A 9,873-nucleotide genomic window follows, 5' to 3' on the forward strand; every position below is an offset into this window, starting at 1 on the left:
TGAACGAAACCACAACTAACTATTACTGGATTGATCCAAATCCTGACGAATCGCTCAAGCGATGGCGCGCGTATCTGCCAGGCTTGCCGGGCTGCCTTCGTGCTGCAGGTCGATCCATGCATTGAGGTTAGCGCCGAGCATACCCTTTCGCCACATCAGCCAGGTGGTCGCAGTGGCAAAAGGCCCGGTCAGCGGATGAACGGACACGCTGTCCTTGCCTGGCAGGCTGTCGAGCATCGATTGCGACATCAACGCCACCCCCGAACCGGCGATCACACACGCGAGCATCCCTTGATAGGACTCGATCTCGATAGCCCGCCCCATGGCCACATGCTCGTGGGAAAACCAGGTTTCCAGGCGCGTGCGATAGGCGCAGCTGCGTCGGAACGTGAACACAGATCGCCCGGCAACGTCCTGGGGCCCGCGCACCGGTGGGTGATCGGCTTCGCAAATCAATACCAGGCGCTCTTCGCACAACGGTACGCCATCCAGGGTCGCGATGGTCAGCGGACCGTCCACAAACGCTGCGTCCAGCCGTCCGGTAATCAAACCTTCCAGCAGCTCCCCGCTGGGCGCCGACTGCACTTGCAGGTTCACCATGGGGTAAGTCCTGTGATAGCGCGCCAGCAGCTTGGGCAAATGCACCGCGGCGGTGCTGTACATGCTGCCCAGCACAAAATCACCAGCCGGTTGCCCGCCTTGTACGGCGCTGTGAGCTTCGTCATGCAGCGCCAGCAGCCGAGTGCTGTAGTCCAGCAGCACTTTACCCGCAGGAGAAAGCTGCAACCGCTGGCGCTCACGCACAAACAGCTCGACTCCCAGTTGCTCCTCCATCTGCTTGAGGCGGGTCGACAAGTTCGATGGCACGCGGTGCAAACGTTCAGCGGCGCGGGTGATGGAGCCCTCTTCCGCCACGGCCTGGAAAATCCGCAATTGACTGAACTCCATACCTTTCTCCAAAACTGAACAAGTTACTCACTATTATTCAATTTTACAGAAAGTCAATCCGCCTTAGCCTACAAGTCATTCGCTTTCCTGTAGGAAACCTAAGCATGTCACCGCAGATTCGTTTACTCGCCAGCTTTATCGCCCTGATGATGGCCATGGGCATTGGCCGCTTCGCCCTGACCCCGCAAATGCCGCATTTACTCAGCGAAGGTCAGGTCGACCTGGCGGATGCCGGGCTGATCGCGGCCGCCAATTACTTGGGCTACTGTGTGGGCGCGGTGGATTCGATCTTTGCTCGCAGCCATCATCATGTACGCGGCCGCCTTTATGGCGGGTTGTGGCTCTGCGTCCTGCTGACGCTGGCGTCGTACTGGGCCCATGGGTTCTGGCCGCACTTGCTGTTGCGCTTCGGAACCGGCGTGGCCAGCGCCTGGGCTCTGGTGATGATTACCAGCCTGAGCCAGCCGCTGGCGATCGCCGCCGGCCGGCCGCGTCTGGGTGCGCTGGTATTTGCCGGGCCGGGACTTGGGATTGCGCTGACGGGGCTGCTGGCGCTGGGCTCGAACTTGCTGGGGCAAGGCTCCGCCATTCTGTGGCTGGTCTATGGCATCGTTGCCCTGGTGATGCTGCTGGCGATCCTGCCCTTTTTACCCAAGCCAACCCTCACGGCGCCTGCTGAAACCCGTGCAAGCAACAACGGCAGCATCGCGCATCTGTGCTGGATCTATTTCCTGTTCGGCCTGGGCTACATCATCCCCGCGACCTTTCTGTCGCAGATGGCCAACGCACAGTTCAACGGAGCCTGGCAGGCCGATCTGTTCTGGCCCTGCTTCGGCCTGGCTGCCGCTGTAGGTGTGGTGGTGGCAAGTCTGCGCCGCAAGAGCCCGGACACCACGCGCCGATGGCTGATCGTGACCTTGTGGCTGCAAGCGGCCGGGGTCTTCGCCTGCCTGCTCGGTAACGGTTGGGGCCTTGCGCTGGGCGTGTTGTTGTGCGGCGCGCCCTTCCTGGCCTGCATGCAACTGGTAATGGCGCGCCTGCGCGAGGTTGCACCCAACGGCTACCAACGCAGCACAGGGCTACTGACCGCCAGCTTTGCCATCGGCCAACTGAGCGGTCCGCTACTGGCCTCGATGAGCAGTCACCTCAGTGGTGGTCTGCACCCGGCGTTGATCGTCGCCGGTGCCGGGTTGTTGGTGGCAGGCTCGGTCTTGATCAACCGCCAACTACCGATGCACACGCCGTGCACACAGGTGGCCGACGGTGCAGCACAGGGCGGTTAAACAGGTGCCCCACGCCATGTCCATCACCGCGAGCCCGGCGGACCAGCCCTGAAGCGTGGCCCAATTGCTCAAATCATAAGTGCCATAGGCCACCAGGCCCAGCAGTGCGCCCAACCGCGCAGCACGTTGCCAACTGGCACTGGGCAAGACCACGAACACCACACAACCGAGGACATACAGCAGATAGAACAACACCGCAGGCAACAGGCGCGGCTGATCAAGCATCAGCGGGCCGAGCAGGGATTTGTAGGTGGGGCCCATCAACACGCCGAGCCAGAGGCCGTCGAGGACCAGGAAGGTAAACAAGGTGCCGAGGTAGGCGAAGAGCGGTCTCTTGGACATGACACGAGCCTTTGTAGGAGCGAGCTTGCTCGCGAAAAACGTACATCCGACGCCACACTGCGCGTGGAATATTTTCGCGAGCAAGCTCGCTCCTACAGAGAGCCAGGCGCGATCAGCTTAGTTCAATGCGGTCGGCGTGAATCACGATCTGGCCTTGCTTGTAGAGCGCACCAATGGCCTTTTTAAAGTTGCCTTTGCTGACGCCGAACAAGTTGCTGATCACCGCCGGATCGCTTTTGTCGCTGACCGGCAGGGTGCCGTTGTTGTCACGCAACTTGGCGAGGATCTTGGAGTTGAGGCTGGAGGCCGCTTCCTGGCCGACCGGTTGCAGGCTCAGGCTGATGTTGCCATCGGCGCGAATCTCCTTGATGAAGCCTTTTTCTTCCTTGCCCGGGCGCAGGAACTTGAACACTTCGTTCTTGTGGATCAGGCCCCAGTGCTTGTTGTTGATGATTGCCTTGAAGCCCATGTCCGTGGCTTCAGCCACCAGCAGATCGACTTCCTGGCCCACCTGGTAGTTGGCTGGCGTCTTGTCCAGGTAGCGGTCAAGACGTGCGGTGGCGGTGATGCGCTTGGTGTGTTTGTCCAGATAGACGTGCACCACGCAATATTCACCCGCCGTCAGCTGGCGCTTTTCTTCCGAATACGGCAGCAGCAGATCCTTTGGCAGGCCCCAGTCGAGGAACACCCCGATACTGTTGACTTCCACAACTTTCAAACTGGCAAATTCGCCGACTTGAACTTTGGGTTTTTCAGTGGTGGCGATAAGTTTGTCATCGCTGTCCAGGTAAATGAAAACATTGAGCCAGTCTTCATCTTCACTGGGAATATCTTTAGGGATATACCGATTGGGCAAGAGGATTTCGCCGTCTTGCGCACCATCGAGGTACAAACCAAAGTTAGTGTGCTTGACCACTTGCAAGCTGTTGTAGCGCCCGACTAAAGCCATTTCCAATACCCTCATTGCGTGGGCGGCATTCTACCCGAGTTGGGCCCTGCACGCGCGCGCGCCTGAAAAATCGCGGGCTGGCATGGCGTTCTATTGGCATCGCCCCGCTCGTCTGATCAATCGGTTGAATTTTTCCGGGCCGCCAACCTCGCACACGCCCATGGTTTCGAGCTAAAACAGTAAGTTAGCGGCTTATTTCATCATTAAACCTGGGCTCTTTCCCAGCTTGGCCTATATTCTCAGGGGATATTTGCCAAGCAATTGTCAAGTATTTCCTGTACGATGCCTGGCCAAGTTAATTCTCTACAGGTTAGTGGCCGCCATGCGTGTAAAAGCATCCAACAGCAAAGCAAAGCCAGCTCCCGCCGTTGAAACCAGCGAATCGATCAACAGCCAGATTGCTGCTTTCCTCAAGTCCGGCGGCGAAATCCAGCAAATTGCCAAGGGCGTGAGCGGCCAGACTTTCGGCCCGTCCAAGCAGATCAGCCTGGGCAAGAAGTAATCGTCCTACCCGCGCACTGCATCTGGTCCCTAAGCGTCTTGCCTTCAAGGCGCTAGGACTAGAGTTGGAAACACCCTCGTACACCCTTCAATATTAAGCTAATCGACGAACGGGCCTCAATGCCTGGCATTCGCCGGTATCCTTGCACACGTCTAGCACGGGCATCTGCTCGAACCCATCCGTTACTGCTCCTCGCTTTTCATGGAGTGAAGCATGCTTAAACGCTGTATTTTCCTGGTCAGCATTCTGATCGCCAGCCCTTTGGCCGAAGCGCAGATTTTTCAGCGTGAACTGGGCGACTTCGACCTGAAATTGGGCACTACCCCCAGCCGTAGCATGGCCCAGGGCCTGGTCAAGCCCACCTCCCCTGGCAGTGACTCGTTCCACGGAGGCCTGGACCTTACCCACGACAGCGGCCTGTATTTCGGCCAGTTTTCACCGAATATGGGCCTGTCGTCGGCCAACAATCTCGAAGTTGACTCCTACCTGGGTTTCAAACGCCCTTTCGACCAGACCCTGGGCTATGAAGTGGGCTTGATTCACTACAGCTACCCCAAGGTCAGCCCCCTCGACAGCCAGGAGTTCTACGGCGGCCTGAACCTGTTGGGCAACCGCTTCGGCGTGTCCTTCAGCAACGACCCCGACCGCCAGGACAGCACGCTGTTCGCCGACCTCGGCGGCACCCAGCCCTTCGGTATCGGCGTAAGCATGAAATACACCACCCACCAATTGGGCACACCGGTGTCGGTGGAAAACGGCGCCATCAGCAGTTTCAGCGACTGGTCGGTGCAATTCTCCCGGGCCTGGAAAGGCATCGACCTGGATCTGATCTACAGCGACTCCAGCCTCAGCGGCGGTGACTGCTCGGCCTACTCCGGACACAACTCGCAATGTGACGGCCTGTTGACCTTGAAGGCCGTCCGGCCGTTTTATTGATGGGCTGAACTGTCGCACCCCGCGCTGGTTCACATGCATTAACCCCATCCGTGCAAGGACTCGCCCATGTTGCGCCGGCTCAAACTCCTGATGGTACTGCTGACCCTGAGCCTGGTGCTCGCCGGCTGCAATCGCGTGGGCCTGGCCTACCGCAATCTCGACGTGATCATCCCCTGGACCCTCAACGACTACCTGGACATGAATACCGGGCAGAAGAGCTGGTTCAACGACACCCTCAAGGAGCACCTGGCCTGGCATTGCACCACGCAATTGCCGGGCTACCTGGACTGGCTCGACCGCCTGCAGCACATGGTCGACAGCCAGCAAATCACTGACGCCGCGCTGCAAACCCGAACCGTGGAAACCAAGCAGGCGATTGCCGAGATCGCGCGGGAGATCACCCCGTCCGCCGTGCAGTTGCTGCAGGGTCTGGATGATCAACAGGTCAAGGACATGAGCGACGCCCTGGCCAAAGACCTGCGCAAACGCCAGGATGAATACCTCAAACCGCCGCTGGCCCAGCAGATCAAGGAACGCGCCCAGCGCATGAGCAAGCGCCTGGATGCCTGGATCGGCCCGCTGAGCGCCAGCCAGCAAAACCGTGTAACGGCGTGGTCCAACGCTTTGGGCGAACAGAACCAGGCGTGGATCGGCAACCGCGCCCATTGGCAGGCGCAGTTTATCGAGGCCGTTGAACACCGCCACGACGCCGACTTCCCGCAGAAAATGCAACGTTTGCTGGTGGACAGGGAGAGCCTATGGACGCCTGAATACCGCGCTGCCTATGCCCAGACCGAAGCGGCGGCGCGCAGTCTGATCGTGGACCTGATGGCTGAGAGCACCGAGCAACAACGTCAGAAGCTGAGGCAAAAAATCGACGGCGTACGGGGCGATTTCAAAGCGCTTAAATGCCTCAAAGCCGGTGCAAATCAATAGGGATGGGAGGCTGGCTCCCATCCTATTGGACTCAGGAGTTATATAGAGCCACCGGCAATCGCAGCTTTGGAAGCGACTTGATCGAAGGTCGCTTCATCCAGCGCGTCCTCCTGCTCGTTCATCACTTGGCGGGGATGCTCATGGCCAGGAATCGAACTGTCGATCAACGCCAACAGGCTTGCACCGCGCGCGGTCAAGATGAAGTTTTCACCATTGCCGCCTTCCTCTTCGGGGCGCGACTCAATAAACCCGCGCTTTAACAACAACGCCTCGTAGTCCGCAGCGGTTTTTTTCAGCGCATCCAGGTTCCCGGTGTCCTCGCCAGCCGTCGCCTTATCGGCGGCTTCCTGCTCGGCGTATTTACGCGGGGCAAAGCTGCCCTCGCCGTTCTGCACTTCATGCAGCAGACGTTCGATCAGATCCCAATTGTAAGTCGTCATCCTGATTCCTCCTGCAGGCCGATGGAGTTAGCCCGTCTAAGGGAGTGACATGTCCTGGCACTGGCCGTTCAACTGAACGGACGGGCGTCATTTCTCTGAACTTTCCAGAGGTTCGCCGCCTCAACTGCACATCACTGCCAAGGAAGCCCGACCATGAAAACCTTGATGAAGCTGACCCTCGCCGCCACACTGTTAAGCGCCCTGCCCGCCTGGGCCTGCACGCCCGAGGAGGCCACCGCCAAGCGCGAAGCCCTGGCCAAGGAAGTGACCAAGCTCACAGAGCAGGACCCGACCAAGGCCAAGAAGATGAATGCAGAGTTGCAGAAGATGGACCTGGATACCGAAAGCGCTGAGTTTCCCGACAAGTGCCAGTTGATCGATGCGCGCCTCAAGGAGCTCAAGGAAGCGGCCGCCAAGACTCAAAACTGATGGCGAAAAAAAACCGGACATCGTCCGGTTTTTTTATGCCCACCTGCTTATTCGGCAGCCGGTGCTTCTGGCTTGCGGCGCTTGAGCGGCGCCATGCCGTCCTTGCTGACGAGCGACAGGTTGTCGGTCTTCGGCCGGTTGGCGATCTTGCGCTTGGTCGGCGATTTGGCGCCGGTTTTCTTTTTGTCGCCCTTGGCGTCAGTCTTTTTCTTCTTCACGCCAACGGCCTTGCCCGACGCCTTGACCTTCTTCGGCCCGGTGTAAGTGCCTTTGACTTCCTTGATGGTACGGCGCTCGAACGACTGCTTGAGGTAGCGTTCGATGCTCGACATCAGGTTCCAGTCGCCGTGGCAGATCAGCGAGATGGCCAGGCCATCGTTGCCGGCACGCCCGGTACGGCCGATACGGTGCACGTATTCGTCGCCGCTGCGCGGCATGTCGAAGTTGATCACCAGGTCCAGGCCATCAACGTCCAGGCCACGGGCAGCGACGTCGGTGGCTACCAGGATCTTCACGCCGCCCGCCTTGAGGCGGTCGATGGCCAGCTTGCGGTCCTTCTGGTCTTTCTCGCCGTGCAGCACGAACGCCTTGTATTCCTGCGCGACCAGACGCCCGTAGATACGGTCGGCGGCGGCACGGGTGTTGGTGAACACGATGGCCTTCTGGTAGGTCTCGTTGGCCAGCAACCAGTTGAGGATCTGTTCTTTGTGCACGTTATGGTCAGCGGTCACGATCTGCTGACGCGTGGTTGCGTTCAGGTCACTGACGTTGTTGACCTGCAAGTGCTCAGGGTTGTTCAGCACCTTGGCAACCATGTCGCGCAGGGTTGAACCGCCGGTGGTGGCGGAGAACAACATGGTCTGCTGGCGATTGACGCATTCAGCAACCAGGCGCTGCACGTCATCGGCAAAGCCCATGTCGAGCATACGGTCGGCTTCGTCGAGCACCAGTACTTCGACTTCCTTGAGGTCGAGGTTGCCGGCATTGAGTTGCTCGATCATGCGCCCCGGGGTACCGATCAGGATGTCCGGCACCTTGCGCAGCATGGCAGCCTGGACCTTGAAGTCTTCGCCGCCGGTAATGATGCCGGACTTGATGAAGGTGAACTGCGAGAAGCGCTCGACTTCCTTGAGAGTCTGCTGGGCCAGCTCGCGGGTCGGCAGCAGAATCAGGGTCTTGATGCTGACGCGGACCTTGGCCGGGCCAATCAGACGATTCAGAACCGGCAAGACGAAAGCGGCGGTCTTGCCGCTGCCGGTTTGAGCCGTCACCCGCAGGTCACGCCCTTGGAGCGCGAGCGGGATGGCCGCTGCTTGCACAGGCGTAGGCTCGACAAATTTAAGCTCGGCCACGGCTTTGAGCAGGCGTTCGTGCAGGGCGAATTGGGAAAACACGGGTGCTACCTCGAAGAAATACAAAATATCAGCGCCATAGGTTACCGGTTTCGGGCGGCCAAACCGAGTTTCTTTACGCGAACAGGGCTAATCAGCTGCTTTTTTGTGAGCGATTTTGTCCAGAGCGTCAACTTTGTTGCACTTAAATGCTCTAATCGGCCCGTGTTGTCTTACAGAAGAATCGGTTCACTCATGGATATCAAACAGCTCTGGCTCAACGTCCAAGACCTTTGGGGCGCCCTCGATGAACACCCGGTCCTGCATTCCAGCCTCGGCTTGCTGGTGCTGCTGGTGGTGGCATTGCTGGTTGGACGGGTAGCGCGTTACCTCATCCTGCACGCAGTCAAATTGCTTGGCCGGCAACCGGCCCTGCACTGGCTGAACGATCTGCGACATAACAAAGTCTTCCATCGGCTGGCGCAAATGACGCCGTCCCTGGTGATCCAGTTCGGCCTGTACCTGGTACCTGACCTGAGCAAGACCGCCATTCTGTTTATCGGCAATGTGGCCCTGGCGATCACCATTCTGTTTATGGTGCTGGCCATGAGTGCCCTGCTCAATGCGCTGCTGGATATCTACGCACGCACCGAACACGCACGCACCCGCTCGATCAAGGGTTATGTGCAGTTGGCAAAAATGGTGTTGTTCGTGTTTGGCGCAATCATCATCGTCGCCACCCTGATCGACCGTTCGCCGCTACTGCTGCTGTCGGGCCTGGGTGCGATGTCGGCGGTGATTCTGTTGGTGTACAAGGACACGCTGCTGTCGTTCGTCGCCAGTGTGCAATTGACCAGCAACGACATGCTGCGGGTCGGTGACTGGATCGAAATGCCCCAGGTCGGCGCCGACGGCGATGTGGTGGACATCACCCTGCATACGGTCAAGGTGCAGAATTTCGACAAGACCATCGTTTCCATCCCGACCTGGCGCTTGATGTCCGAGTCGTTCAAAAACTGGCGCGGTATGCAGGCCTCCGGCGGGCGGCGCATCAAGCGCAGCCTGTACATCGATGCCAGCGGCGTGCGCTTTTTGCGCGATGACGAAGAAGTGCGCATGACCCAGGTGCACCTGCTCACCGGCTACATCGGTCGCAAACAGGCCGAACTCAAGGCCTGGAACGAGGCCCAGGGCCACAGCGCGCAACTGTCGGCCAACCGCCGGCGCATGACCAACCTCGGCACGTTCCGCGCCTATGCCCTGGCGTATCTGCAAAGCCACCCGGACATCCAGCCGAACATGACCTGCATGGTGCGCCAGATGCAAACCACCGCCCAGGGCGTGCCGCTGGAGATCTACTGCTTTACCCGCACCACCGCGTGGGCGGATTACGAGCGGATCCAGGGGGATATTTTCGATTATCTGTTGGCGGTGTTGCCGGAGTTCGGGCTGAGCCTGTATCAGCAGCCGAGTGGCAACGACCTGCGCGCCGGCGTATTGCCGGCGGTGTTGGGATCGACTCATTTGCCTGAGCCGGAGAAAAGTCTGACGTAACACTACGATTGAATATTCAGAAGTCTAAAGAAAACCTAGCCACGCCAGGGTTCTTTCCAAGCCTTGAGCGTGCCAAACAACCGAGTCACATTTCTGCGATGACAAGCCAGAGGTCACCACCATAGCCACAATCGAATCTCAGTAGCTATATGATGGGGCAACGAATCCATGACAAGGCCAAACGCAAGATCGAGTACTGCAAAGCTCAGACGCGGGCCAAGGT

At 58.9% G+C, this 9,873-nt stretch carries 11 protein-coding genes; 6 read left to right on the forward strand and 5 right to left on the reverse strand.

What is annotated here, in order from left to right; all coding sequences use genetic code 11:
* Positions 1-54: 54 nt before the first annotated feature.
* Positions 55-948: a LysR family transcriptional regulator gene (locus E4P01_RS04755; protein ID WP_032880001.1), complete on the reverse strand. Its 894-nt coding sequence runs from the start codon at positions 946-948 to the stop codon at positions 55-57.
* Positions 949-1,052: 104 nt separating this feature from the next.
* Between E4P01_RS04755 and E4P01_RS04760 the strand changes: the two genes are divergently transcribed.
* On the forward strand, positions 1,053-2,231 hold the full coding sequence (locus E4P01_RS04760) for an MFS transporter (RefSeq protein ID WP_216091922.1): 1,179 nt from the start codon (positions 1,053-1,055) through the stop codon (positions 2,229-2,231).
* Here E4P01_RS04760 and E4P01_RS04765 read toward each other — a convergent pair.
* Together E4P01_RS04765 and E4P01_RS04770 are read right to left on the reverse strand one after the other, a co-directional pair.
* Entirely contained in the window at positions 2,175-2,573 is a 399-nt protein-coding gene (locus tag E4P01_RS04765; RefSeq protein WP_078822000.1) for a DUF2177 family protein, read from the reverse strand. The genes E4P01_RS04760 and E4P01_RS04765 overlap by 57 nt on opposite strands.
* Before the next feature lie 112 nt (positions 2,574-2,685).
* Complete coding sequence (locus E4P01_RS04770) at positions 2,686-3,522, reverse strand: S1-like domain-containing RNA-binding protein (RefSeq protein WP_019820451.1); 837 nt, start codon at positions 3,520-3,522, stop codon at positions 2,686-2,688.
* 322 nt (positions 3,523-3,844) lie between these two features.
* On the opposite strand from E4P01_RS04770, the gene E4P01_RS04775 reads away from it, so the two are divergent.
* The 3 genes from E4P01_RS04775 (at position 3,845) to E4P01_RS04785 (ending at position 5,896) form a co-directional block, all read left to right on the forward strand.
* The gene (locus E4P01_RS04775) at positions 3,845-4,024 is read left to right on the forward strand and encodes a hypothetical protein (protein ID WP_003193095.1); all 180 of its coding nucleotides are present in this window, start codon (positions 3,845-3,847) and stop codon (positions 4,022-4,024) included.
* 213 nt (positions 4,025-4,237) lie between these two features.
* On the forward strand, positions 4,238-4,960 hold the full coding sequence (locus E4P01_RS04780) for a TorF family putative porin (RefSeq protein ID WP_005790212.1): 723 nt from the start codon (positions 4,238-4,240) through the stop codon (positions 4,958-4,960).
* A 66-nt stretch (positions 4,961-5,026) separates the two neighbouring features.
* Positions 5,027-5,896 carry a DUF6279 family lipoprotein gene (locus E4P01_RS04785; protein WP_216091923.1) on the forward strand — a complete coding sequence of 290 codons (870 nt, stop codon included), beginning with the start codon at positions 5,027-5,029 and terminating at the stop codon, positions 5,894-5,896.
* A 38-nt stretch (positions 5,897-5,934) separates the two neighbouring features.
* Here E4P01_RS04785 and E4P01_RS04790 read toward each other — a convergent pair whose 3' ends face one another.
* Positions 5,935-6,336, reverse strand: a complete 402-nt coding sequence (locus tag E4P01_RS04790; protein WP_216091924.1) for a transcriptional regulator — start codon at positions 6,334-6,336, stop codon at positions 5,935-5,937.
* A 153-nt stretch (positions 6,337-6,489) separates the two neighbouring features.
* Here E4P01_RS04790 and E4P01_RS04795 point away from each other — a divergent pair, with 153 nt between their 5' ends.
* The gene (locus E4P01_RS04795; protein ID WP_216091925.1) at positions 6,490-6,765 is read left to right on the forward strand and encodes a hypothetical protein; all 276 of its coding nucleotides are present in this window, start codon (positions 6,490-6,492) and stop codon (positions 6,763-6,765) included.
* Positions 6,766-6,812: 47 nt separating this feature from the next.
* Here E4P01_RS04795 and E4P01_RS04800 read toward each other — a convergent pair whose 3' ends face one another.
* Entirely contained in the window at positions 6,813-8,159 is a 1,347-nt protein-coding gene (locus tag E4P01_RS04800) for a DEAD/DEAH box helicase (protein WP_005790219.1), read from the reverse strand.
* A 192-nt stretch (positions 8,160-8,351) separates the two neighbouring features.
* Between E4P01_RS04800 and E4P01_RS04805 the strand changes: the two genes are divergently transcribed.
* Positions 8,352-9,650: a mechanosensitive ion channel family protein gene (locus tag E4P01_RS04805; RefSeq protein WP_078822005.1), complete on the forward strand. Its 1,299-nt coding sequence runs from the start codon at positions 8,352-8,354 to the stop codon at positions 9,648-9,650.
* Positions 9,651-9,873: the final 223 nt, after the last annotated feature.

Origin of the sequence: Pseudomonas sp. NCIMB 10586 (genome assembly GCF_023127895.1) — a bacterium.
Classification (GTDB): domain Bacteria; phylum Pseudomonadota; class Gammaproteobacteria; order Pseudomonadales; family Pseudomonadaceae; genus Aquipseudomonas; species Aquipseudomonas synxantha_A.